The following is a 25,259-nucleotide window of genomic DNA, read 5'->3' on the forward strand; positions in this document are numbered from 1 at the left end:
TCAGTTCCTCCGTGTAACGCCGTCCGTGCGCTCGATCCGCACCACGTCGCCCTTGTCAGCGCCTAGGCGCAGCTCGGCGGCACCGAACAGGCGATCGACGATGTAATACGGCGAGCGGAAGCGGTAGTTCACGAGTTGTCCGTCGCCCTGCGCGCCGATGACGAACAGCGGCGGCAGCTCACCTTGTGCGATGCCCGCCGGGAACTGGATATAAACCTTCTCGCCGTCATCGAAGGCGCGCAGCGGCTTCCAAGGCGGATTGCTGCCGCTGATCGCGTAGCGGAAACGCAGGTTCTCCAGCGACAGCCCGCTATCGACCGGCGCTGCGGCGCTGGCCGCCTGCGCTTGGCGTTGCAAGGCCAGCATCCGGTCGCGCGGGTACTCCCAAGATACCGATGCCATCCACGTCTTTTCCGTCGAGGTCAGCTCCAGCAGGTAGGTGCGGCGGCTGGTGGTGATGACGAGATTGGTCTTGAGGCCCGAGCGAATCGGCTTGACCAGCACGTTCACGCGCAGGTCGGCACCGCCACCGCTGGATGTGTCGCCCACGATCCAGCGCACGGTATCGCCAGCGGCCACCGTCACCAATTCCTCGCTCGGCTGGAGTGCAATAACGGTCACGCGGCCCACGGCCGCATAGACCTGATACAGCGCGCCATCCGTGAAGGGCCACACCTGAATCGCGTTGACGTAGCCCTCGCGCGTGGGCGCGACACGCGCCTCGGCATTGGCGCGCGAGACGCGCACTTTCTCATCTGCCGGTTCCGGCCTGGGCTTGTCGTCTTCTGCCTCGGGCACTGGCTTTAACTGTGCCGGCATCGGCAGTACCTCGGGCACGGCCACTACCTCCAACGGCGCGGGCGGCTCCGGCAGCGGCTGCGCCTGCACCGGCTCATCGAGCGAGATCATGGGCGGCGGCTTGCCCTGCGTGGCGCAGCCCACGAGGGAAAGAAGCATCAACGGCAAGGCGTATTTGTGGAAAAGATCATTCATGGTTTGACTCCTTCGGAAGAATCCAGCTCGCGGCTCCACGACAGGCCGTTGACGTAGATGCCCAGGGGGTTCTTGCGCAGGCGTTCTTCGGTGCGTGGCGGCTGGAGCACGATGGACACCACGGCCGTCCACCGCTCCAGCCCGGCCGCGGCGCCGTTGACGTAGCGGCGTTCCGTCCAGCGCACGTTGAAAGACGTGTCGCTGGCGCGCACGACGCTGGTGATCTGCACCGTCACCGACTCCCTGCCGATGCGCGCGAACGGGTCGTTGACCCGCGCGTAGTCGTTGAGCACCGCCGCGCCCTTGTCGGTCGTGTAGTCATAGGCGTCCAGCCAGTTCTGGCGGACGACGATCGGGTCGATGGACAGCGAGCGCACCAGCGTCACGAAGCGCGCGATGTGGTGCGCCGTCTGCGCATCGTTGGGCCGGTACGGCGTGGCGGCTTCACCGACCGCGCGCACCTGGCCCCCGTTGTCCACTTCCACGACATAGGGGGTCACGATGGACTGCGCCGAGCGCCACACCAGGCCGCCGGCCATAAGCAGCGCGAGCGTCAGGCAACCGAAGGCCATCAGGCGCCAGTTCTTCGCCTGCACGCGCGACGAGCCGATGCGCTCGTCCCACACCTGGCCGGCAGCTTGGTACGGCGTGGCAGGCTGCGGCGTGTCGGCGTAGCGCACCTGCGGTCGTTTGAATCGCATGTTCAGTTCTCCTTATGAATCGGAATCGCGCAGGCTCGGCCCCTGGCCGGAGCCGCCACCATCGCCACCGCGCAGCGCGTGGGCGGTGGTGGTCGCGGCATGGGTGAGTTGTTGGCGGCGATGCAGCCGCTTGGCCCAAGCGGGTTGTGCATTGGCTGCGCCGGAAGCGGCCTCGCCTGCGGCGGCCTGGCTGGATGCTCCGGCTCCCCCGGCCGTGCCTGTGTCGGCCGCCTGGCCGTTCCAACCAGCGCGGAACGGAGCAGCCATGCGCTGTCCGGCAGCGGAAGCACGGGATGCAGCCGCACGCCCGGCGGACTGCGCGCCGGTCTTGGCGACGTTGCCCAGGCCCGCCATCGCGCCCTTCGCGCCGCCGCCTGCGGCGGCGGAACCAGCCTGGAACGCCGACCGTGTGCTGCTGGCCGTCGAGGCTGCGGCGCGCGCGCCACTGCCGGCGAGCTTGGCGGCGGCGGGCGCCATGCGCGCCCCGGCCATGACCGCGCCGCCCACGCCCGTCGCGGCAGCGCCTACGGCAACGGCCGTGCCGGCTGCGCCTACAGCAGCGCCGGCCATAGCGCCGGCGCCGAGCTGCGGCGCACCGGACACCAGGCCCGTAGCGATGCCAGGGCCGAAGATGCCCAGCGCCAGCAAGGTGAGCGAGGCCAGCATGATGACCAGCGCGTGGTCGATGGACGGCTCATCTGGATGAACTTGGAACTCGGCGAACAGGCCCGAGCCGATGCCGACGATCACGGCCAGCACCAGCACCTTGACGCCGGAGGACACCACGTTGCCCAGCACCTTCTCGGCGAGGAACGCCGTCTTGTTCCACAAGGCAAACGGCACCAGCACGAAGCCCGCGAGCGTCGTCAGCTTGAACTCGATCAGCGTGATGAAAAGCTGGATCGCCAGCACGAAGAAGCACAGAACCACGACAAGCCAGGCGAGGAACATCACCGTGATGGCATCGAGGTTCACAAACACCTCGGGGAAGCCTGCCATTTCGCCGACTTGCTCCAGAATCGGCGCACCTGCGTCGATGCCGGTTTTCGCAAGCCGGCCCGGCTGCAAGAAGTTCTCCATCGTGATGGCCGAGCCGGTGGCCGTCAGGCCCAGCCCGGCGAAGGAGCGGAACACGATGCCGGCCAGCCAGTTGAAGTTGCTGATGATGTAAGCGAAGGCACCGACGTAGAGCACCTTGCGCAGCAGCTTGGCGATTACGTCCTCGCCCTGGCCGGTCGCATGGCTCATCGCCCAATACAGTCCGGCGATCGTCATGTCGATGACGATCAGCGTGGCGGTGAGGAAGGCCACTTCGCCCTGCAACAGCCCAAACCCCGAGTCGATGTAGAGAGCGAACGTGGCGAGGAATCGGTCGATGATGGTCACGTCGTTCATGGCGCGTCCTCTTGGGCAGGCATGGCCGCCGTCTCGCCTTCGTCGGGTTCATCGAAGCTCGGTGGGATCGGCGGCAGATCGGCCAGCGTCTGGTATTCATCTGGCCCGGTCTGGCCGGAGAAGAAGCGCCGCCGGAGGGCTTCGGCGGCGGCACGGCAGGCGTCCTCGCCCGTGGCCTGCCGGTTGGCCGCGCATTGCGCGCGCAATGCCTTGAGCCGCACGGGATCGGCGGCCAAGGCATCGGCGAGGTTGTCGGCCGGCTGCTCGCTGCAAGCGGCCAGCAGCACGACGCAAAGGGCGAGGACGCATCGCATGGCAGCCTCCCGTCAGTTGCCGTAGAAATCCACGCGCTGCGGCGTGTACGGCGTGCCATCGCCCAAGAAGCGCCGCCGCACTTCGCGAGCGCGCTCCGTAGCCGCCGCCTGCCGCGCCAGCTCCAGCGAAGCGGCCCGGTCTTGCGTGATCTGAAGCCGCTGCGACTGGATCGACTGCTTGGCCTGCAAGGCCAGCAATTGGTTCATGGCCTGCATCGCTTGCAACGCGCCTTGGGCCGACTGGCTCTTGCCCACAAGGTCGGCCAGCACGCTTTCGTCTTCGCCCAGGTTCTGCGACACCTGGGCCTGCATCTGCATGGTGGTCTGCAAGCCGTGGAGCGTGTTCCTCCAACGCTCCTGCGCATCGCGGTACATCTGGTCGCCGCTGACGGTGGCGGCGTACTGCTCCGGGTACAGGCGTGCGAACTCACGATCCAGATTCGTCACGTCGTAGGCCAAGCCCCTGGCCTGGGCGATCAGCCGTTCGGTCGTCGCCAGATTGGCGCGCAACTGGTTCACCACGCTGGACGGCAGGCTGGCGAGGTTGCGCGCCTGATTCATCAGCATCTGCGCTTCGTTCTGTAGCTGCTGGATCTGGTTGTTGATCTGCTCCAGCGTGCGGATCGCGGTCAGCGTGTTCTGCACGAGGTTCGTGGGATCGACCACGACCCATTGCGCATGGGCGGTGGCGGTGCAAAGCATGGCCGCGACGGCGGCGGCGATAAGGCGCTTCTTCATGACAGGCTCTCCTGTGAGTGGTCGGTGGTACGGAGGGAACCCGGCGCCAGGCCGGGGAACGAGGGCAGCAGGTCGGCTGCCCAATCGAGGCCGCGATGGCGCAGCCAAGCGCCCGCGAAGCCGGGCACGCCGGCGTCCAGCAGCACGCGGTCTATGTCGCGCTGGTCTTGCGGTGTGGAAGCGCCCGCGAAAGCCAGCGTCGCCGGCCCCAGGTCGAGGTCGAACAGGCGGTTGCCGAGGCGGGATTGGTAGTAGTAGTCCTGCTTGGGCTGCGCGGTGGCGACGATCTCTATCTGCCGGCTGTTGAGGCCGAAACCTTCGTAGATCGTGCGAATCTGCGGCTCGGTCGCCTGCGGGTTCGGCAGGAAGATGCGGATGGCGCAGCTCTCGATGATCGCGGACGCGATGCTGGAGTTCTGGATGTCCGCGAGGCTCTGCGTGGCGAAGATGACGCTGACGTTCTTCTTGCGCAGCGTCTTGAGCCACTGGCGGATGCGCGCGGCGAACATCGGATCGTCCAGGAACAGCCAGGACTCATCGAGAATCAGCAGGGTCGGTGCGCCATCGAACCGCTCGTCGAAGCGCGCGAACAGATAGCCCAGCACTGACCGCACGGCGGCAGGGCTACCCATCAGTTCTTCCATCTCGAAACACTGCACGTCGGCCGTGCCCAGCCGGTCGTGATCGGCGTCCAGCAGCTTGCCGTGGGCACCACCGAGCACGTAGGGCGCGAGCGCCTGGCGCAGCGCGTTTGATTGCAGCAGCACAGAAAGCCCGGTCATCGTGCGCTGCTCCGCCGGCGCACCGGCAAGGCTGCCGATTGCCGACCAGATGGCCGCCTTCTCGTCGGGGCCAATCACCACGCCCTCGTGCAGCAGACGGCCTTCGATCCATTCGGCCGCCCAGGTGCGGTAGCCGTCGCGGTCGATTCGCGCGAGCGGCTGGAACGCGATACCGCCATCGACGCCGAGGTCGTAATGCTCGCCACCCAAACCCAGGATCGTGGCGCGCATCGAGCGCCCCATGTCGAACGCGAAGATGCGCGAGCGCGGATAGCGGCGGAACTGCATCGCCAGCACGGCCAGAAACGCGGACTTGCCCATGCCCGTCGGGCCGACCACCGCCATGTGCCCCACGTCGCCGATGTGCGTGACCAGCCGGAATGGCGTCGCGCCGTCGGTGCGGGTGACGATGGCCGGCGGCCCGTCGAGGTGCGCGTTCCTCTCTGGCCCGGCCCATACCGCCGACACCGGCATCATGTGCGCCAGGTTCAGCGTCGAGACGATGGGCTGGCGCACGTTCGCGTAGGCGTTGCCAGGGATCGAGGACAGCCACGCATCGACGGCGTTCAGCGTTTCGGGAATGGTGACGAACCCGCGCCCTTGGATGACGCGCTCCACCATGCGCAGCTTCTCGTCGGCCACGGCCGGGTCGGCATCGAGTACCGTCACCGTGGCGGTGAGGTAGCCGAAGGCGACTTGATCGCTGCCCAACTCCTGCAAGGCGGCATCGGCATCGGCCGCCTTGTTGTTGGCGTCGGTATCGACCAGCGGCGATTCCTGTTGGAAGATCGTCTCGCGCAGCAGCGCGATGACGTTCTTGCGCTTGGCGAACCATTGGCGGCGCAAGCGCCCCAATTCCCGTTCCGCCTCGGCTTTGTCGAGGCACAGGAAGCGCGTACTCCAGCGATACGCGAATCCCAGGCGGTTGAGATCGTCCAGAATCCCCGGCCAGGTTGAGGTCGGGAAGCCCCGTACCGACACCACGCGCAAGTGCTGGTCGCCCAGCATGGGCGCCAGGCCACCGACCAGCGGCGAGTCGGTCAGCAGTGCGTCGATGTGGAAGGGCACTTCGGGCACGCCAACGCAGTAGCGGCGCGTCGAGATGGTGGCGTGCAGGTAGGTCAGCGTCTGGCCGTCATCGAGCCACGCGATTTCCGGCATCACGCCATCGAGCAGGTCAAAGACGCGATCCGTTTCCGCCACGAAGGCCGTCAATCTCTCGCGCCAGTCCACGCCCTCGGTGGGCCGGTTCTCGTACAGCATCCCTGCCGCGCGGGCGCGTGATTCCTCGGGCGGCAGGTATACCAACGTCAAGTGATAGCCGCTCTCGAAGTGGTTGCCCGAGTCCTCGAAGGTGGCGCGGCGTTCCTCATCCACCAGCCACGACAGCGGCTCGGGAAACGCCGAGTGCGGATAGTCGGCGGCTGCGCAGCGTTCGGCTTCGATAAACAGCGCCCAGCCCGATCCCATGCGACGCAGCGCGTTGTTCAAGCGTGCCGACGTGGCGATCAGCTCGCCTTGCGTCGCGCTGTCGAGGTCAGGCCCGCGAAACCGGGCCGTGCGCTGGAAACTGCCGTCCTTGTTCAAGATCACGCCCGGCGCGACCAGCCCGGCCCAGGGCAGCCAGTCGGCAAGCAAGGCCGGGCGCTGGCGGTATTCGGCGAGGTTCAGCATCGCGGCGTCCTCCCCTCACACGTCCAGCAGCGGGCGGTGCTTGATGTGCCGGGCGAAGACCTGCATGAACTGCGGATCGACGCGCGCACCCCACACCGCCAGCGAATGGCCGACGATCCAGAGCACCACGCCGGGAATCCACAGTTGCAGGCCCAGGCCGACAGCGGCGGCCAGCGTGCCGTTGGCGATCGCCACGGTGCGCGGCGCACCGCCCAGCAGAATCGGCTCGGTCAGCGAGCGATGCAGCGGCACCTCGAAGCCGTCCGCGAAGGTGTCCGGGGCACTCATACGACGGCCCCGCCGGAGAAGCTGAAGAACGACAGGAAGAAGCTCGACGCCGCGAAGGCGATGGACAGACCGAACACGATCTGGATCAGCTTGCGGAATCCGCCGGACGTGTCACCGAACGCGAGCGCGAGGCCCGTGGCGATGATGATGATGACCGCGACGATGCGCGCCACCGGCCCCTGGATGGATTCGAGGATGGATTGCAGCGGGCCTTCCCACGGCATCGAGGAACCGGCGGCCTGCGCGGTTCCGGCCAGGAACAGCAGCAGCGCGGCCAGCAACAGCCCTTGCCCCGCAGGGCGGGCCAGGCAGCGCAGCTGCGCAAGACGCAAAGCCGGATTTGCAGAAAAACGGAAAGCAGGAATGGTCATCTGCGTCATGGCAGTTCTCCAAGTGAGTCAGGGGATGGGGATGTCGCCGCAGCGGGTGCGGCATCGGGACGTGGCGGCAGCTCGGGAAACGGCGTTTCCAGCGCGTCCGCCAGTTGGTAGCCCACGCCGTCGAAGCCGACGACGCGGGCGATGCTCTCGATGCGGCGCTTGCGCCCGCGTCCGGCGATGTGGATCACCACGTTGACCGCCTCGGCGATCAGCGCACGGGGCGGATTCACCGCCACTTCGAGAATCAGTTGCTCCAGGCGCAGCAGCGCGCCGAGCGCGGAGCCGGCGTGGATCGTGGCGATGCCGCCGGGGTGGCCCGTGCCCCACACCTTGATGAGATCCAGCGCCTCGGCACCGCGCACCTCGCCGACGACGACGCGATCAGGGCGCAAGCGCATGGACGAGCGCACCAGTTCGGTCATCGACACCACGCCCGCGCGGGTGCGCAGCGGAACGTGGTCGCGGGCCGCGCATTGCAGTTCCACCGTGTCTTCGAGCACCAGCACGCGGTCGCCGGTGGCGGCGATTTCGGCGAGCAAAGCATTGGCGAGCGTGGTCTTGCCGCTGCTGGTGGCGCCGGCAATCAACACGTTCTGCCGCTCGCGCACGGCACGAACGAGAAAGCCCGCCTGCGCGCTGGTCATCATCCCGTCGATGACGTACCGCTCCAGCGGAATCACACCGATGGCGCGCTTGCGCAGCGCGAAGGCCGGCCCTGGCGCTGCCGGCGGCAAGATGCCCTCGAAGCGTTCGCCCGTCTCGGGCAACTCGGCGGACAGCAGCGGCTGGCCGCGATGGACTTCCGCGCCGACGTGGGCCGCGACCAGGCGGATGATTCGCTCGCCATCCGCCTCGGGCAGTTCCACGCCCATCGGCGCACGCCCACTGGAAAGCCGATCCACCCAAAGGGTGCGATCGGGATTCAGCATCACCTCCACCACGTCCGGGTCTTCGAGCGCAGCGGCGATTAGTGGCCCCATCGCCGTGCGCAGCATCTGGATGCGGCGGTCGAGCGACGTGGCACTCATGGACTGCGGAATGGCGCTCATGACGCACGCTCCTGCGCTTGCGCGGCTGCCGCCGCGTCTTCCATCCGCATCGGGTCGGGATGCAGTTCCTCCACCACGTCGCGCACCAGGCTGCGGCCCCGCAGCAGGTGGCGGCCAAGCTGCTCGGTGAACTGCTCGAAGCGCGCTTTGCCCTGCGCGCGTGCCGCGTCTTGGTGCGCCTCGGGAACTGGCGTGCTCACGGTCAGGTAGTAGCGGATGAACAGCGCCAGCGTTTCGATGGCGATGTTCTGGTCGCGCTCCATGCGCTCGGCTTGGCGCGACAGGCGATCAAGCCGCTTGGCAATGGCCGCCTCGCGCTGGTCGGCAGCATCGGGCGAAAGCCACGATGCGAGCGCCGCCGCGACGATGGACGACTTGGACACGCCTTTCTTGGCGGCCAGCTCATCGAGCCGCTTGGCGTGCTCCGGCTGGATGAACAGGTTGAGGCGGTAGTGGCTCATAGCTCGATTCCGTCGTTGGGGTCGAGGGAAGCCAGCCGGGCCGTGCGCTGCATGGCTGGATCGAGCTGGCGAGGAAGGGGAAGCGGCAGGTCGTCGTCGTCATCGAGCAGCCCAAGGTCGGCCGCGGGAGCGGCCAGCTCGGGGTCGTAGGCGACGGTTTCGGAGAGTTCGGGCTGACGGCGCGGGCCGCCGTCGTCGGTCGAACCCAAGTTCTCCAGGCCATTGGCGGATGCGGCGGCCAGTGCAGCGGGCACGGCAGGAATCGCCAGCCCGCTCCAGTCGTCGGGCCGCGACGGCGGCGCGTCGGCGTACTGCCCGTCCGCCAGCGCGGGCGGCGGCAGCACGCGACGCTTGAAATTGGCGTCCGCGTAGTAGCGCAGCTTCTTGGCCTTGATCGGCGCCACGCTGGACACCATCACCACGGCCTCGTCGGGCGGAAGCTGCATGACTTCGCCCGGCGTCAGCAGCGGGCGCGCGGTTTCCTGGCGCGACACCATCAGGTGGCCCAGCCACGGCGCGAGCCGGTGGCCCGCGTAGTTGCGCTGGGCGCGCAGTTCGGTGGCCGTGCCCAGCGTCTCGGAAATGCGCTTGGCCGTGCGCTCGTCGTTCGTGGCGAACGTCACGCGCACATGGCAGTTGTCGAGAATCGAATGGTTCTGGCCGTAGGCTTTGTCGATCTGGTTGAGCGACTGCGCGATGAGGAAGCTGCGGATGCCGTAGCCCGCCATGAAGGCCAAGGCCGTCTCAAAGAAGTCGAGTCGTCCCAGCGCGGGGAACTCATCGAGCATCAGTAGCAGCTTGTGGCGGCGCTCGATGCCATCGGAGCCATCGAGCGATTCGGTGAGGCGCCGGCCGATCTGGTTGAGGATCAGGCGGATGAGCGGCTTCGTCCGCGAAATGTCCGAAGGCGGCACTACCAGATACAGCGATACCGGATGTTCGGCAGCGATCAGGTCGGCGATGCGCCAGTCGCAGCGTGAGGTGACTTCGGCCACCGTGGGGTCGCGGTACAGGCCGAGGAACGACATGGCGGTGCTCAACACGCCGGAACGCTCGTTGTCCGATTTGTTGAGCACTTCGCGCGCAGCCGATGCGACTACCGGATGCGGCCCATCGCCGAGGTGCGGCGTGGTCATCATCCGGTGCAAGGTCAGCTCGAACGGACTGGCCGGGTCGGAGAGGAAGTTGGCGACGCCACGCAGCGTCTTGTCCTCGCCGGCGTAGAGCACATGCAGGATCGCGCCGACCAGCAGCGCGTGCGAGGTCTTCTCCCAATGGTTGCGCTTCTCCAGCGCGCCTTCGGGATCGACCAGAATGTCCGCGATGTTCTGAACGTCGCGCACTTCATGCGCGCCGCGCCGTACCTCCAGCAGCGGGTTGTAGGCGGCCGACTTCGCATCGGTGGGGTTGAACAGCAGGCAATGCGAGAAGCGCGAACGCCAGCCGGCGGTAATCTGCCAGTTCTCGCCCTTGATGTCGTGGATGACGGCCGATGCTGGCCAGCTCAACAAGGTGGGCACCACCAGGCCCACCCCCTTGCCCGAGCGTGTGGGCGCGAAGGTCAGGACGTGTTCCGGGCCTTCATGCCGCAGGTACTGGCGATCGTGCTGGCCCAGGAACACGCCGGCAGGCTGTGTGAGGCCAGCCTTGCGAATGTCCTGCGCGTTCGCCCAGCGTGCAGAACCGTAGGTGGTGACGAGGCGCGCTTGGCGCGAGCGCCAGACCGACATGGCGATGGCAACGCCCACGGCGACCATGCCGCTGGCGCCGGCAATGGCGCCGCCGGTGTCGAAAACCTCCGGCGCATAGGCACCGAAGAAGAACCACCACTCAAACAGCTTCCACGGGTGGTAGATCGGCGTGTCAAGAAGATCGAACCAGGGCGAGCCAAGGCGTACTTGATAGCCAAGGGAGGCTGCTGTCCATTGTGTGGCGCCCCACACGCCGGCGATCACGATGCCGAACACCACGGCGATCTGACCGAACAGCACGTTCGTCCCTTGCATGACCTGGCCTCCGATTTCTCCTGCGCTGTTTTCTCATGGAAAGAGCGGCACAAGGGCGTGCCGCAAGCGTCAGGATCGGTGCCGGGTCAGTGCCGGTCAAAGACCGTTTTCAGCAGAAAGGTCGAGCAAAAAGACAGAATTAGTGTGACGGCGAGCCAAAGAAAAACGCCGCAAGCGAAGGCGCATTGCGGCGTGTCGAACAGAAAAATGAAGGCGATGCGGCGAATCGCCAACGATCAGAACTTGGGCGGTTCCTTTGGCGGCGTGTACGGCGTTTCGCTGTCGCCATAGAACCGCTTGCGTGTGGCCTCGGCCACTCGGTTGCACAGCAAGTCGCCGAGCTTTGGGCGATCGGTCTTGCATTGCTGGCGCAACTCTTTGAGCCGTTCGGGGTTGGCCGCCAGTTCTTCCACTGTCGGGATATTCGCCTCCGACGTGTTGGCCTTCTGAGGCGTTTCGGACTGGCCGCAGGCAGTCAATGCGGCCACCAACAAGAATGGGACGGTCTTCTTCATGGCGGAGGCTCCTCTAGGAAATCGGAATGACGACCCGCCTTGGGCCTTGCGGGTTCCGGTGACTCGATGGCCTGCACGCGCTCAACGAACCGCGCCAGCACCTCGGACGGCTCGCCGTCGGGGTACAGCAAGTAGGTTGTCAGCGGCGGCACGCGCAATGCCAGCGGCCGGGCCACCACGCCTGAATCGGGATTGGCGGCAATGCGCGCGGCGCCCGTAAACCCAAGCGCGAGGCCGGCCGATACCAAGGCCATCATCAGATCGCACGTAGCGACACGCTCTGCGACCAGCGGCTCAATGTCGGCTCGGCGCAGCACCCGATCGACGAATTTGGCATGGCCTTCGCACACTTGTGGATCGCACAGAACCAGCGGATAGCGCAGCAGTTCCTCCAAAGGGATGCGCTTGTGTGCCAGCAGCGGATGCCGCGCTGGCACCGTCACGATGAGCGTGTCATTCCAGGCCGGTATGGTGGCGATGCCATCGCCCACGTCATCGGACTGTGCAAACCCCACGTCGTACATATCTTCATGCAGCCCCTTGATCTGCTGAGACAATGGCACCTCGAAGAATCGCAGTTCAACCTCGGGTTCTTCTTGGCGGCACAACGCCAGCAAAGCTGGCAGGCGCGATGGCGTGATGCCATCGGACAAGGCCACGCGCAACTGCCCATGAAAGCCATTCGCCGCTGCTTTCACACTGTCGCGCGCTTGTTCCAAGGCGGAGAACACGCGGCGCACATGCACTATGAAGAGTTTGCCAGCACGAGTCAGCCGCGTACTGCGTGTGGTACGGGCGAGTAACACAACGCCCAATTCTTCTTCCAACTCCTTGATGGCTCGGGACAGGGGCGATTGCTCGATGTGCAGCTTCTCCGCGGCACGTGCGAAGTGAAGCTCCTCGGCTACAGCGAGAAAATATCTCAGGTGTCTCAATTCCATCGAATACTCACTCCCTGCGAACCGAGAAAGAAGCCGCTCATTAACCATTGCCAGAACCTCGGCCTGTTCATCCAGGCCAGCGCCGATGCAGCGCGTCAATGACAAACGAATGTGCGTGCGGCGCTACGCCATGCGACCTAAGGTGCGCGTGGTCATCTGGAAGATCGCTATGCTCATGCACAAGAACTGATTGCTCGTCTCGCGGCCAGCACCGAACTGCGGCAAGCATCCCAACGACCGCAAGGCAACTCAGGGCAGCCAAGGCAATGCCAAGACCGAACTTGAGGCCAACCCAGCCTGCCAACGGGTACGCCAGCAGCCAACAGATATGCGAGAAGGAGAATTGCGCGGCGAACACCGCCGGGAGATCCTCCTCATTTGCCGACCGCCGTACCAAGCGCCCCCCTGGCGTCACCAATCCGGCATAGGCAACACCCAACATGCCCCATGCCGGCAGCAGCAACGCCCAATCTCGCCAAGATGGCAATGCGATCCAGGCCGCAGTAGTGGTCAGCAGCGCAAGCACCATCATCGTCGCGGAGGACAACATCACGCGGCGATCGGAGATTCGGTCAAGCACCTTGGGCAATAGCAGCGCGGCCAGCATGGAGCCGCCACCGAAGGTCGCAAGCGCCAGCGCAACCTGCTGTTCGCTGCCATCCAAGAAGTTCCGCACGATCACGATGGTGTTGACGAACACCATCGCGCCACCGGCTGCCGCGCAAAGGTGCAATGCCAGCAAACCGCGCAACCGTGGCGTGTGGAGATAGATGCGTGTTCCGCAAAGGAGTCTTTCGCCGAATCCACCGTTGCGCCTACTAGCGACCACGACTGCCGGAAATGCCGCCGCCATAATCAGTCCGGCCGAGAACAGAAAGCCGAAAGCCGTACCAACAAACAAGACGTGAAAGCTGACCAAAGCCAATAGGGCTGCTGCGAGCACTGGACTTAGCAGGCTTTCTAAGTCATAGGCCATCCGCGACAGGGACAAAGCACGGGTGTAGTCATGTTCCTCGGGAAGCACCTCGGGAATCAAAGATTGGAACAACGGCGTAAATCCAGCCGAGGCCGACTGCAATACGGCAATCAGCAAGTAAATCTGCCAAATCTCGGTGACGAAGGGCAGCATCAGCACGACGCAAGCCCGGATCGCATCGAGTGAGATTAGGACGGTCTTTCTCTTTTCGGGCGATACAACAGCGCCCGCCACCGGGGCCAGCAGGATATAGACGGTCATCTTGATCGCCAACGCCGTGCCCAGGACTGCGCCAGCACCGGGGCCAGCCAGCTCGTAGGCCAGCAGCGCGAGTGCCACAGTCGCCAGGCCGGTTCCCACAAGCGATGAAACTTGTGCGAGAAACAGCCGGCGGAAGGTTATGTTCTGGAGGATTGCGAGCACAGACAGATAACTCTCAGCTAGTGGGCCTCACAGGCTGTAGCCGCGACCCGGTGAGTCACGGCTACAGCCTTGAGCAATCAGTTCCCGCCGCTGGACGAGCGGCGGGTTGCCGGAGACTGCGTGGCAGTCGGCTTCTTCTTCGCGGCGTCGCACTGCTCTTTCAGCTTCTTCACTTCGGGATAAGCCACATCGCTGATGTACCGCTTGGTATCAGCCAATTGCTCGCATGTCTTCGGCATCGCTTTCTCGTCGTCATCATGCCCACCGGGATGGGCCATCACGAACGGCGAAGCGAGCAACGTGCTAGCCAGGGCGGCAATCAAAAATGGACGAATCTTCATTTCACTATCTCCTGGGGTGAGGCCCTGCATACAAGGCAGGGCGGGAAACTTCGGCCGCCCGTTACGCGCACGGCGCAGCAAGACGGCGGGAGTGCATAGGGCATTCGCCCCTGTCTGGTCGTTCAATCACAGGACGCGCTTCATTTCCGCGTACTGACCGCGAGTGCGAACGATCACTGTCACATCGGCATCCCCACGGTTTCGCCAGAACCAACCGTGATTGCCGTTAAAGGCGGCCTGGATCACGCCATCACTTGCGGGCACAGCGCGACCCTTCTCATAGCTGATGGACTGTCCTCCGCCATCGCCGTGGGTGTCGAAGTTCACTACGCCACCTTCGGAAATCCAACTGAACTCGGCCTGTTCGCCGGCCTTCATGATTAACTTCACTTCGGCCCCTTGGCCGGGCTTGAGTGCAATGCGCATTTCATCGCGCCAAGGCGAATCGCTCGTCACCTGGCTTTGCGCCTGCGCAGGAGCGGCGGCGCTTGCATTTCTTGTCGTCACGGTGGCGGCCTGAGCCGCATCCATTGCGGCGTCGGCAGCAGCTTCTTCGGCCAACTGCGTCTTGATTTCTCCCATTTCCGTCAGCCCGAGCGCACGGCCAATTCCTGTTGGGTCGATCGCGTACTCGGAAGGCAGGACGAAGGCGACCAGAACTACGATGGCGGCGACGATCGCAATAAATGTTGAACGCAGTAGTTGCTTCGATGTAGGCAGATCGTCAAGAGTTGGCTTGGATACGTTGTGCATGGATGTTTTCTCCGAGTGCGGTTCAGGAAATGAAGTAGCCAGTTAGCTGATAGCCGATCAGGATGAAGCCGGCACTCATCATCGCCACGTTTGTGGTGTACGCATGGCGCCAGAAACTTGCTGTTCGGCGCCAGTAGCTCATTGCGATCAGAATGGCGCCGAGCGCAAGCAACTGTCCGATTTCAACGCCGACATTGAATGCCAACAGGTTTGGAAGCAGACCATCCGGTGAAATGTTGTATTCGATGATCTTGGTGGATAGCCCAAACCCGTGAAAGAGTCCGAACACAACCGTTGCGACTTTCGTGTTTGGCTGACAACCAAGCCATCGCTGAAATGCACCGATGTTGTCGAGCGCCTTGTAAACCACCGAAAGCCCGATGATCGCGTCGATGATGTAGCTGTTGATGCCGACGTTGAAATACACGCCAAGCAGCATCGTGGTCGAATGGCCGATGGCAAATAGCGTCACGTACAAAGCGATATGCTTCATCCGGTACAGGAAGAAGATCACGCCGAGCAGGAACAGGATGTGGTCGTACCCCGTCGCCATGTGCTTCGCCCCTAGATACATAAAGGGGATCAGGTTGACGCCGGATATTTCCTGGATGTAGCCCTTGTCGCCCTCGGCAACGGCATGGGCCAGCGCCTGGTTCGCGCACGCTAACAAGAGAAGAAGCGCGGCCCCGACATATAGGGAAATCCGCTGGCTAGTCGGCCTGTTAGGACTCGGCAATACTCCAGACAGCCTTTCGTGCATGAATCTCATACCTTGAATAAACTCCGCAAATTGTTTGACCGAGAGCGGCAAGTGATTTTCAATCGCCGCAATCCTGCGATCAGGTGGTAAGAATCAGCGTTCTCACGCTGGCGTGGTGTCCTGGCGGTCGGCACGCCGATGAATCAGGCGATACAAGGCCGGCAGTACCAGTAGCGTCAGCAGCGTCGAGGAAACAATGCCGCCGATGACGACAGTTGCGAGCGGTCGCTGCACTTCCGCGCCGGTGCCGACATTGATTGCCATCGGTACAAAGCCAAGGCTTGCAACCAGCGCGGTCATTAGCACCGGGCGTAGCCGCGTCATCGCGCCATTCACAATGGCATCCTGAATCGGCGCTCCGTCGTGGTGCAGCTTGCGGATGAAGCTCACCATCACCAGGCCGTTGAGCACCGCCACACCGGATAGGGCAATGAAGCCGACCCCTGCTGAGATCGAAAGCGGAATGTCGCGCAGCCACAATGCAGCCACGCCGCCGGTCAGCGCCAAAGGCACACCACTAAAGACGATGGCGGCGTCCCGGCCTGAACCAAAGGCCATAAACAAAAGGCCGAAGATCAGAACCAACACGGCGGGCACGACGACGGACAGGCGCTGGCTTGCCGAAATGAGCTGCTCGAACGTCCCCCCGTAGCTGACCCAATAGCCCTCTGGCAGCGTGATTTCGCGGCTTACCCGCTCTCGCAGTTCTTCCACGAACGACCCCAAATCGCGCCCGCGGACGTTGCTGGTGATGACGATCCGGCGCTTGCCGTTCTCACGGCTGATCTGATTGGGGCCGGGCGCCACTTCGATGGACGCAAGCTGGCCGAGCGGCACGTAAGCAGCTTGGCCCAGCCCGGCAGCCATGCCCGTCGAAACCGGAATGGGCAGTGTCGCCAGTGCCTTCGGATCTTGGCGTTGCGCTTCGGGTAGCCGAACCACGATATCGAACCGGCGATCCCCCTCAAATACCTGGCCGGCGACAGCGCCGCCAAGGGCGATTGCCACCGTCTGCTGTATGTCGTCGATCGCCAAACCGTGTCGGGACAGCGCATCCACGTTCGGCGTGATCGTCATCATCGGCAGGCCCGTGATCTGTTCGAGCGCCACGTCAGCAGACCCCTCGATGCTCTCGGCCACAGCTTCAATCTCCGAGCCTAGTCGGGCAAGTTGCTCCATATCATCGCCATACACCTTGATTGCCACCTCGGCACGGACACCTGCGATCAACTCATTCATGCGCATCTGCACGGGTTGAGTGAACTCGTAGTTGTTGCCGGGAATGGCGTTCACCGCCTTCTCCAGTTCCGCAAGCAGGACGCCTCTCGGCTTGCGAGGATCGGGCCATTCGCTGCGATCCTTGAGCATGATGAAAGTGTCGGCCACAGAAGGAGGCATGGGATCGGTCGCAACTTCGGCAGTGCCGATCTTGGCGACGACTTCCTCCACCTCTGGAAACTGCTTGATCCGCGCTTCCAATTGGCGCTGCATACCAATCGCCTGGGTCAGACTCGTTCCGGGAATGCGCATCGCGTGCAAGGCGATGTCACCCTCATCCAGATTGGGGATGAACTCGGTGCCCAAGCGTGTGGCAAGCAAACCGGACAGCACCACCAGCACTGCCGCCGCCGCGGCAACCACGACTCTCAGCTTGATTGCCTTCTGGAGAAGTGGCGCATAGAGGCGGCTGATGCCGCGCATCACCTTGGTTTCTTTTTCGGAAACTTTGCCGGTGACAAACAGTGCGACAGCCGCAGGCACAAAGGTCAACGACAACACCATCGCACCAGTCAATGCGATCACGACGGTGAGGGCCATCGGGTGAAACATCTTTCCTTCCACGCCCGACAACGCGAAGATCGGAAGGTAAACAGCCGTGATGATGAACAACCCGAACAGGGCGGGCTTGATGACCTCTGCGCTGGCGCTGGAAACCAGCGAGAAACGCTCATCACGGGTCAGCAGGCGACCGAGCTGATGCTGTCGCTCACTGAACCTTCGCAAGCAGTTTTCCACGATGATGACCGCGCCATCGACGATCAGGCCGAAATCCAGCGCGCCCAGGCTCATCAGGTTGGCCGAGATGCGGTTCTGCACCATGCCGGTAATCGTCAGCAGCATGGCGATCGGGATCACCGCCGCGGTTATCAGTGCCGCGCGCATGTTGCCCAGCAGGAGGAACAGCACTGCTATCACCAGCAGCGCGCCTTCCAGAAGATTCTTCTGCACCGTTGCAATGGTGCGATCAACGAGCTGAGTGCGGTCGTAAACGGCGTGCGCGCGGACTCCTTCTGGTAGTGTCGCGTCGATTTCAGCGAGCTTTTCTACTGTGCGCTGCGCAACCGCCCGGCTGTTCTCGCCAATCAACATGAAAGCCGTGCCCAACACGACCTCTTTGCCGTCCTTGGTGGCTGCGCCGGTTCGCAGTTCGCTACCCTCCAGCACCTCCGCCACATCGCTTATTCGCAGCGGCAGCCCATCGCGCGTTGCCACGACGATTTTTCGCAGCCGCTCGATGTCGCCAATCTGGCCGGGGATGCGGATCAGGTACTGCTCGCCATGACGTTCGATGTAGCCGGCGCCGACGTTGGCGTTGTTCCGCGCGACGGCGTTCAGCACGTCATTCATCGTCAACTCGTAGGCCAGCAACTTGACCGGATCGGGCGTGATGTGGAACTGACGCACGTAGCCGCCGATGGTGTTGACCTCGGTGACGCCTTTCAGATTGCGAAGCTGCGGACGTACCGACCAATCCTGCAAGGTGCGCAGCGTGGTGGGTGTCCATATTTCCTCGTAGCCCTTTTCGGGTTCCAAGGTGTACATGAATATCTCGCCCAGGCCGGTTGCCACTGGCCCGAGCGAGGGATTCAGGCCCGCCGGAAGTTGCGAAGATGCCTGCTGCAAGCGTTCGGCGACCTGCTGACGGGCGAAGTAAATGTCAGTGCCGTCCTCGAAGACCGCAGTGACCTGCGACAGACCGTAGCGGGAAATCGAGCGGGTGTAGTCCAGCCGGGCGAGGCCGGCCAGCGCCGTTTCAACCGGGAAGGTGACGCGCTGCTCGGCCTCCATTGGCGAGTAGCCTGGCGCCTCGGTATTGATCTGCACTTGGACATTGGTAATGTCCGGTATCGCGTCGATCGGCAAGCGGCTGTAGTTCCAGATACCCAGCCCGGACAGGGCGAGCACCAATAGAAGCACGAGCCAGCGATGCGCGATGGACGCGCGAATGATGCGTTCGAGCATATCTGCGTCCTCAGTGATCGTGGCTTGCGCCAGACTTTTCGATGTCTTGGCGTATCAGGAAACTTTGCTCGGCCACGTAGTTAGTGCCGGGCTTGAGTCCGCCAGTCACTTCAACGTACTCACCATCACGATCGCCGAGTTCGAGCATTCGGACTTCGTATGTGTCGCCGACCTGCGCGAACACCACGGTGAAATCGCGGAATCGTTGCAACCCCGACTCCTTCACCGCCAGCGGTACGTTGCGCGTACCTACTGTGACCTCTGCCGCCACGGTCATTCCGGGGCGCCAGCGTCCCTCCGGGTTCGGGATGCTGACGCGGGCAATGACGCTCTGGCCGCTACCAGCTACCGGCAACAGTCGCTGAATCTTGCCGCTGGCTTCGGTCTTTCCCGTCGCTGACCGGATTCGCACTGGCTGTCCTGGCTGTAGGGCTTCGGCATCAGTGCCAATGGCACGCAAGTCGATCCATACGTTGGACGGGTCAGCCAGCTCGAACAGCGCACCTGCCTCGGCCACGTCACCCACGTTCGTATTGCGCGTGAGCACCACGCCATCGAACGGCGCGACAATTGGATAGGTGCGCATACTGTCGTTGCCCTCAACGACGGCCAGCGTCTGGCCACGGCGGACTCGTTCGCCCTGTTGCACGTTCACCGATCGCACGATGCCAGGGAAGCGTGCGCGAACTGCCGCGTGTCTATCGGCATCCAGAACAACGGTTCCCATCAACCGCACAACATCTCGGATGACCGCTGGCCCGGCCGATGCAGTCTTGATGCCGGCATCCTTGGCGATGCCGGCCGGAATGGTTACGCGACCCTCATAGGACTCGTAAGACCAAGTGGACTTCTTTCCGGCATGTTCGGCGGACACGGCGACATCGAACGAATGCGGTTCGGTCACTTCGCCGCTGCCGACTAGATAGTTGCCCTCTGGCGTGAACGTGAATTGGTTGACCTCGCCATCCAAACGGGAGAGTTTGATGGTCGCAACGACATCGGTGGCAGCGACTGGCTTTCCATCGCGGTAGGCGTAGAGCCTGTAATGCGGAGGTGCGTTGGTTTCGTAGATGGTGACTTCTAGGGCGAAGTCTCCATCACGGAGTAGCCGGCCATTGTTCGGCCCACGCTCATAACTTCCACTGGCTTGGACACTGGCCTCCTCTTTGGATTTGTCGCCGCCGGGGCCGCAAGCGGTGGCAAGCACGCAAAGGAGCAACAGGGAAAGAATGCGAATCATGGTGCGGTGTCCTCGACGGTGGCGGTGAGGCGTTCCACCTCGACCAGCAAAAGGTGATAGCGGGTGGCGGCTTCGACAGTTCGCGCACGCAAATCGAACAGCGTCCGCTGCGCTTGAGCCAGTGACAGATAAGAGAAGCGGCCTTGTTCAAAGCCGCGCCGAGTCGTCGCTAAGGCACTTTCAGCCATAGGCAGCATTCGTGTGCGTAGCGATTCGGCTTCGTGCCGCGCGTGCGTGAGTTCCTGATATTTGTCGAACAGCGTCTGGTGGCGCTCGAAGCGTTCGGCATCACGCCGCGCTTCCAGCGCAGCAAGCTCCGCATTTGCTTGAGACACCGCGTATCCAGAGCGCGTTGGACTACCCAACGGCACCGAGATCGACATCACCACGCCGTGATCCTTGAAGGCTTCCAGGCGTCGCACGCCCAAACTGACGTCGATGTTTGGTTTGGCCTCAGCCTCGGCGAGCCGGCGCCGGGCGCCAATGGTGTCGGCCCGCAATCGCGAGGCCCACAGTTCTGGCGTCGAAGGCAAGCGTGCAGCCAGCGTCTCGAACGGCGCCACAGTCGGCAAGGCTTGCAGGTCACCGACGACCTCACCGAAGTCAGGCGCCAGCGCGCCCCAGCTCGCTGCTAAAGTCATCTTTGCGCTAGCCAGCTCGTGTGCAGCACTTTCGCGATTGAGTTGCGCCTCAGCGAGCGCAATCTCCGCGGCCTGCAAATCCGACTCGGGATTTCGAGCGGCCTGCACCCACGCTGCAACCTCCTGGCGGGTGCGCTCCGCTTGCTGGATACGTTCCTCGGCATACGCCAGCCGCTGCTGTCTGGCGAGCACCTCGATGAAGCGAGTTGTAGTCAGGCTTGCCAAGTCGATCCGCACTTTGGTGGCCTGATGCTCTTGCTCCCTCATCTCGGCCCGGCCCAACGTCTGACGGGCCTCGCGCTTGCCGCCGAGTTCTATGACCCGGCCAATGCGCAATGTCGTTTCCGCCGAGCGAACACCTCGTAGGTTGCCGTTACCGGCCACGTTCTCTACCTCGCCGCCAATGGTGTAAGGCGGTGGCAGGGCTTCGCGCTGCGTGCGGGCTCGAACGGCCTGGAGTTGCGCCGTTTCGGCGGTAATGGATGGATGGGCGGCCAGCGCGCGGGAGACTGCTTCCTCCAACCGCAGGGGTTCGGCGGCTAGGGCTGCGGACGTACCGCAGGCTCCGACGAACACCAAGACTACTAAGCGGATCAAATTCATGAAAACCCTCACGACGACAACAGATGGCGAGCAAACGATTCCGCGTGACGACTTCCCGCGCACGCCGGAGCGGAATCGCCATAAGACCGATCGTCAATCGGTTTTTTGAGCAAAAAAACACAGCACGCGCGCATATGGACTTACCTCGTCATCACAGTGATGAGAGATTCGGTCACAGAATGCAGCCATCCTGTAGATAGGCTGCAAAACGCCAGAACAAGAATGCCTAGCATCGGCCCCAAGTATGAGACAGACGAGTGCTTGGGCGACAGCAACGCCTCGACACGCTCAGGGATAAAATCGGAAAAGAACGCCATCGCCAATGGCACCTGTTCCTTGGCGTGTTGCCGAAATATCTTCTCCACTGCAACGATGGTCTCGGCCACGGCGACAGGGCATCCCACTTCGTTTGCAGCAGCGAAATCACAACGCTGTTCCAAGGCGAGTTCCAGATCGCGCAACAGCCGGCGACGAGTGCCCGGCAACTGGATGCTCGACAAGACGACAGCGATCAGGCGATGCAGCACATCTCGATTGGCGATATGAGCCTGTTCGTGCGCCAGCACCACGCGCAATTGCGTTGGGTCGAGTCGCCGCATCAACGAGGTTGAAAGCAGGATGTGGCCATTCCCGACGCCACAAGCCAGCGCCATAGGCTGATCGACATCAAGCACGCGAAGTTTGTCTGGATGCCCCGGACGCCAGCTCAGGCGCACCATCGAGGCAAGGGTTCGACGAGCACGCCAAAGGCCAACTGCGGCCCGTAAAGCCAGCCAAACCGCGTATCCCGCCAACAATGCCAATGCTCCCCATAGCCAGGCACTTTGCCCATTGCCGCTCGGGTGCCAAACGCACAGGTGCAGCAGCGTGTCAGCGTGCGCAGAGCAGGCAGCGGCAAATCTGGCCGAATCATCAAACATCGACGGCATGGCTATGGTCATGGCCGTATAGGCAATACCCGCCAATGCGGGTGTTACCAGCATCCACCAAGACACTCTTGCTCGCTGATAGGGGGTCTTTCCCGACAGCGCACGGCGTAATGGGCGCTCGCAGGCTCCAATCAGCAGGGTAAGCGTTACTGCCAGCACGAAGCCGGATAGCAATGCGAACTGAAGTAGTGGGCCATAACTCGTCATCACGGCTGATCCAATTCAGCGCGACGACGGGCAATCAACTCCTCCAGCCTCTTGAGCTGGTCATCATCCGCCCTTGCAGCAAGATCGACAAAGGCGCTCAACAACGCATCCGGCTGCGGGCCTGCGACACGACGCACCGTGGACTCGACCAGCTTCTGGATCAGTTCCCGGCGAGATACTCGTGCCGAGTATTCGTAGGCATGGCTGATCTTTTCGCGCTGGAGCATGGCCTTGCGAAACAGACGTTCTAGCGTGGATTGCACGGTGTTCAAGGAAATCGAGCGAGACTGCCCAATGCGCGCGTACACCGCCTTGGTGTCGGACGGGCCGAAGCGCCAGATGTCTTCGAGCACGGCGATTTCCAGATCGCCAAGTGTTGGTACGCTGTGGTTGGTCAATGTTGTCGGCTCCGAGCTTTGACTCGAACTCAAGAGTATCCACCACAAAAAACCGACCGTCAATCGGTTTATTGTGCGACCCCGTGCCGGACACTGCTATCGTAGGAAGTTAACCAACGGCAGGCCCACGCTGCCGTCCTATCTCCCAGGACACGCCGCCGCCGCGCACCGTAGCGGCAAGCTGCTGGCCCAGCCGCTGCTCGACCACCGGCCGCCACGGCACCAGACTGAACCCCTTGCCGTCATCGAGCATGGCGTAGCGCCCACTGGCGAGCATGACGCTGCGCCGGTAGATACCGGCCACGCGCTGACCGTCACCCGCAGGCCGATGTTCCAAGCCGGTTTCGGCCGCAATGTCCTTGGCGGCCTGCACCAGCTCCCGGTTGCGCAACGTGCCCAGCAGGTTGCGCGCGAGGATCACGCGCTGCCCACGCCGCTCGGCCAGCCCCTGTTCGGCCAGGAAGTCGGCGCGCTGCTGCATTGCCTGCTTGGCCTCGCCGCCAAAGCCTAGGTCGCCCAGGCCCGAGCCGCCGCCGATCAACTGCTGGTCAAGCCAGGTGGCCCCGATAACGCGGGCCTGCCGCTCGATGGGCAGGTGCGATTTCAGTTCCACCGCCACGCCGCCCAGGCGCTGCGCGTCGTAGCGGCGGCCCTGTTCGGCCAGGTCGTCCGGCACCTTCCATAGTCCCTCGGCCACGCGCTCCACGATGCCAGCGCGGCGCAGGGCTTCCAGCCGGCGGACGTGGGCCGCGACGACTTCCTGCGGATCGCGGCCCGGTACGGCCTGACCCTGCGCGATGGCGAGGTGATGATCGGTGCGGTACAGGCCACCGCTCGCCAGTGCGGCGATGTTCTTGTCGGCGGCGCGCACGTCGGCCGATCCCTTCACCTCCACCACGGCACCGGCTGGGTAGTTCGCCAGCTCGTCGCGGGCGTTGAGCGCGACGTAGTGGGCCTTGCCATCCACCCCGTCGATGACCAGATAGCCCCGGTCGCGCAGTTCGTCGGCCAGCCCCTTCGCGGCCACGCGGCCGAGGATGGTTCGGCCATCCTCGCCCGGCTCGAACACCGCCAGCTCGCGCGGCTGGCCGCTCATGGCCCGCTGCATGGTGCGGATGATGTCGCCACGCTCGCCCAGGGCGCGCAGGGTCTTTTCGGCGTCGGTATGGACCGCCCAGGTGCCCGGCTGCGTTTCGTCGGCCAGGCCCAGACGCTGCAAGCGTTGCAGCCGGCCGATCAGCAGCAGGCGCTGGCGTTGCAACCTCGGCTCGTTGAGCCGTTCGACATGCACCAGGCCATCGTCGCCCAGCTCGCGCTTGAGCGTGCGATCCAGGCTCGTCCACCGCTCCTGTTCCACCTCGCGCTGCAAGGTCTGCTGGATCTCCAGCTCGGTGCGTGGCCCCAGCCATTCGGTCGCCAGTTCGGCCGCACGATGGCGGAAGCCATCGGCGATGTAGTCGCCCGCGATGATGAGGTCTCTGCCCGTATCGTCGCGCCCGCGCACGACGATGTGCGTGTGCGGGTTGTCGGTGTTCCAGTGGTTGACGGCCACCCAATCAAGGCCCGTGCCCAGGTCGGCCTCCATGCGGCCCATCAGGTGCCGCGTGTAGGTGCGTAGGTCTTCCAGCTCGGCCCCATCCTCGGGCGAGAGGATGAAGCGGAAATGGTGCCGGTCGTCGGTGCAGCGTTCCTTGAAGGCGTCGAGGTCGGCGGCATCGGTCTGCTGCCCGTAGGCTTGGCCCGGCTCGCCATCGCGGCCTACGCCATCGCGCTCGATGTAGCGCAGGTGCTTGGCGAGCGACTGCGGGCTGGCTTGGCGCTGGTTGACCAGTAGCGTCTTGATGGTCACGCGCCGCGACATGGGCGTCAGCTTCGCTCCGGCGAAGCGCGCCGCCGTGTGGCCGCGCCCCAGGCGCGAGCCGGGCCGCTGGCCGTTGCCCCTCCCGGAGCCGCTGGCAGTGCCGGGACGGCGCACCGACGACTTGCCGCTACTGGCCTTGCCTGCCTGCTTGAGCACCTTGGAAACGAAGCTCTGGCCCCGGTTCTTCGGTGCGCTGGGGCGGATGCGGAAATCATCGTCGCGGCGGTCGGTCATGGCTGCGCTCCCTGCAAGCTCTGGCGTGTCCGGTCGTGTGAAGCACGCGGACAGCCCTGCATTGGCGCGGGCCTCGCGCCCCACGCGGCACGGCGGCGAAGCCGCTGCGTGCCGCGCCACCCCCATGTGCAGACTGGCTTTCGACGCGGCCCGGTGCCGCGTCCTTTTGTCTTGCCTTCCGCCTTTGCCCTTCGCTGTCGCTCCGGGCGTCGGCGGCCCGGCGGCGCTGTGCTGCTTGCAGCCAGCCCGCCAGCGAACGCGCCAATGGCCATAGGCCGGGTGCATTCGAGGCAAGACGCCTGCACGTTGGACGGCTGTGACGGATGTTGCGCGAGGCGAGGCGCGGATGCGCCCGCACTGCACGCGCGACGACACGGCGGCAGCAGCAGCCGGAACGACATGCCCGATGGCAC

At 63.9% G+C, this 25,259-nt stretch carries 23 protein-coding genes; all 23 read right to left on the reverse strand.

The genetic code is table 11. From position 1 onward, the window contains the following. The 23 genes from trbG to AAG688_RS10720 all read right to left on the reverse strand — a co-directional run bounded on the left by trbG (window position 1) and on the right by AAG688_RS10720 (window position 24,846). Window positions 1–993, reverse strand: a complete 993-nt coding sequence (gene trbG, locus AAG688_RS10610) for a P-type conjugative transfer protein TrbG (RefSeq protein WP_023101652.1) — start codon at window positions 991–993, stop codon at window positions 1–3. Then, window positions 990–1,694, reverse strand: coding sequence for a conjugal transfer protein TrbF (gene trbF, locus AAG688_RS10615; protein WP_023101653.1), 705 nt, complete (start codon window positions 1,692–1,694; stop codon window positions 990–992). The genes trbG and trbF overlap by 4 nt, the downstream gene beginning before the upstream one ends. 12 nt (window positions 1,695–1,706) lie before the next feature. Further along, window positions 1,707–3,089, reverse strand: a complete 1,383-nt coding sequence (gene trbL / locus AAG688_RS10620; RefSeq protein WP_023101654.1) for a P-type conjugative transfer protein TrbL — start codon at window positions 3,087–3,089, stop codon at window positions 1,707–1,709. Further along, entirely contained in the window at window positions 3,086–3,403 is a 318-nt protein-coding gene (locus tag AAG688_RS10625; RefSeq protein ID WP_023101655.1) for a hypothetical protein, read from the reverse strand. Before AAG688_RS10625 ends, trbL begins: the two co-directional genes overlap by 4 nt. A gap of 12 nt (window positions 3,404–3,415) precedes the next feature. Next, window positions 3,416–4,141 carry a P-type conjugative transfer protein TrbJ gene (gene trbJ / locus AAG688_RS10630; RefSeq protein WP_023101656.1) on the reverse strand — a complete coding sequence of 242 codons (726 nt, stop codon included), beginning with the start codon at window positions 4,139–4,141 and terminating at the stop codon, window positions 3,416–3,418. Further along, the gene (gene trbE, locus AAG688_RS10635; protein ID WP_023101657.1) at window positions 4,138–6,597 is read right to left on the reverse strand and encodes a conjugal transfer protein TrbE; all 2,460 of its coding nucleotides are present in this window, start codon (window positions 6,595–6,597) and stop codon (window positions 4,138–4,140) included. Before trbE ends, trbJ begins: the two co-directional genes overlap by 4 nt. Before the next feature lie 15 nt (window positions 6,598–6,612). Then, on the reverse strand, window positions 6,613–6,885 hold the full coding sequence (locus tag AAG688_RS10640) for a VirB3 family type IV secretion system protein (protein ID WP_003103993.1): 273 nt from the start codon (window positions 6,883–6,885) through the stop codon (window positions 6,613–6,615). Then, window positions 6,882–7,265 carry a TrbC/VirB2 family protein gene (locus AAG688_RS10645; RefSeq protein ID WP_031636907.1) on the reverse strand — a complete coding sequence of 128 codons (384 nt, stop codon included), beginning with the start codon at window positions 7,263–7,265 and terminating at the stop codon, window positions 6,882–6,884. The genes AAG688_RS10640 and AAG688_RS10645 overlap by 4 nt, the downstream gene beginning before the upstream one ends. After that, the gene (gene trbB / locus AAG688_RS10650; RefSeq protein WP_031636909.1) at window positions 7,262–8,314 is read right to left on the reverse strand and encodes a P-type conjugative transfer ATPase TrbB; all 1,053 of its coding nucleotides are present in this window, start codon (window positions 8,312–8,314) and stop codon (window positions 7,262–7,264) included. The genes AAG688_RS10645 and trbB overlap by 4 nt, the downstream gene beginning before the upstream one ends. After that, a complete protein-coding gene (locus AAG688_RS10655) occupies window positions 8,311–8,775 on the reverse strand; it encodes a ribbon-helix-helix protein, CopG family (protein WP_003111089.1) in 465 nt (154 codons plus the stop codon). Before AAG688_RS10655 ends, trbB begins: the two co-directional genes overlap by 4 nt. Next, on the reverse strand, window positions 8,772–10,781 hold the full coding sequence (locus AAG688_RS10660) for a conjugal transfer protein TraG (protein WP_411832239.1): 2,010 nt from the start codon (window positions 10,779–10,781) through the stop codon (window positions 8,772–8,774). The genes AAG688_RS10655 and AAG688_RS10660 overlap by 4 nt, the downstream gene beginning before the upstream one ends. A gap of 236 nt (window positions 10,782–11,017) precedes the next feature. Further along, window positions 11,018–11,296, reverse strand: a complete 279-nt coding sequence (locus AAG688_RS10665; RefSeq protein WP_023101662.1) for an EexN family lipoprotein — start codon at window positions 11,294–11,296, stop codon at window positions 11,018–11,020. Then, window positions 11,293–12,237, reverse strand: a complete 945-nt coding sequence (locus AAG688_RS10670; RefSeq protein ID WP_023101663.1) for a LysR family transcriptional regulator — start codon at window positions 12,235–12,237, stop codon at window positions 11,293–11,295. The genes AAG688_RS10665 and AAG688_RS10670 overlap by 4 nt, the downstream gene beginning before the upstream one ends. Window positions 12,238–12,304: 67 nt before the next feature. Beyond that, window positions 12,305–13,636 carry an MFS transporter gene (locus AAG688_RS10675; RefSeq protein ID WP_023101664.1) on the reverse strand — a complete coding sequence of 444 codons (1,332 nt, stop codon included), beginning with the start codon at window positions 13,634–13,636 and terminating at the stop codon, window positions 12,305–12,307. A gap of 77 nt (window positions 13,637–13,713) precedes the next feature. Next, the gene (locus AAG688_RS10680) at window positions 13,714–13,977 is read right to left on the reverse strand and encodes a hypothetical protein (RefSeq protein ID WP_023101665.1); all 264 of its coding nucleotides are present in this window, start codon (window positions 13,975–13,977) and stop codon (window positions 13,714–13,716) included. Between the two features lie 126 nt (window positions 13,978–14,103). Next, window positions 14,104–14,730 carry a hypothetical protein gene (locus AAG688_RS10685; RefSeq protein ID WP_023101666.1) on the reverse strand — a complete coding sequence of 209 codons (627 nt, stop codon included), beginning with the start codon at window positions 14,728–14,730 and terminating at the stop codon, window positions 14,104–14,106. Between the two features lie 22 nt (window positions 14,731–14,752). Continuing rightward, the gene (locus AAG688_RS10690; protein WP_023101667.1) at window positions 14,753–15,490 is read right to left on the reverse strand and encodes a HupE/UreJ family protein; all 738 of its coding nucleotides are present in this window, start codon (window positions 15,488–15,490) and stop codon (window positions 14,753–14,755) included. Window positions 15,491–15,592: 102 nt separating this feature from the next. Beyond that, on the reverse strand, window positions 15,593–18,733 hold the full coding sequence (locus AAG688_RS10695; RefSeq protein WP_023101668.1) for an efflux RND transporter permease subunit: 3,141 nt from the start codon (window positions 18,731–18,733) through the stop codon (window positions 15,593–15,595). Window positions 18,734–18,743: 10 nt separating this feature from the next. Beyond that, window positions 18,744–19,973, reverse strand: coding sequence for an efflux RND transporter periplasmic adaptor subunit (locus tag AAG688_RS10700; protein WP_023101669.1), 1,230 nt, complete (start codon window positions 19,971–19,973; stop codon window positions 18,744–18,746). Next, a complete protein-coding gene (locus tag AAG688_RS10705; protein WP_411832240.1) occupies window positions 19,970–21,217 on the reverse strand; it encodes a TolC family protein in 1,248 nt (415 codons plus the stop codon). Before AAG688_RS10705 ends, AAG688_RS10700 begins: the two co-directional genes overlap by 4 nt. Before the next feature lie 140 nt (window positions 21,218–21,357). After that, the gene (locus tag AAG688_RS10710; RefSeq protein WP_034011145.1) at window positions 21,358–22,353 is read right to left on the reverse strand and encodes a M56 family metallopeptidase; all 996 of its coding nucleotides are present in this window, start codon (window positions 22,351–22,353) and stop codon (window positions 21,358–21,360) included. Beyond that, window positions 22,353–22,751 carry a BlaI/MecI/CopY family transcriptional regulator gene (locus AAG688_RS10715; RefSeq protein ID WP_023114178.1) on the reverse strand — a complete coding sequence of 133 codons (399 nt, stop codon included), beginning with the start codon at window positions 22,749–22,751 and terminating at the stop codon, window positions 22,353–22,355. Before AAG688_RS10715 ends, AAG688_RS10710 begins: the two co-directional genes overlap by 1 nt. A gap of 109 nt (window positions 22,752–22,860) precedes the next feature. Beyond that, entirely contained in the window at window positions 22,861–24,846 is a 1,986-nt protein-coding gene (locus AAG688_RS10720; RefSeq protein WP_034011144.1) for a relaxase/mobilization nuclease domain-containing protein, read from the reverse strand. Window positions 24,847–25,259 lie beyond the last annotated feature (413 nt).

The sequence above is a fragment of the Pseudoxanthomonas mexicana genome (assembly GCF_046736355.1).
Taxonomy (GTDB): Bacteria; Pseudomonadota; Gammaproteobacteria; order Xanthomonadales; family Xanthomonadaceae; genus Pseudoxanthomonas_A; species Pseudoxanthomonas_A mexicana_B.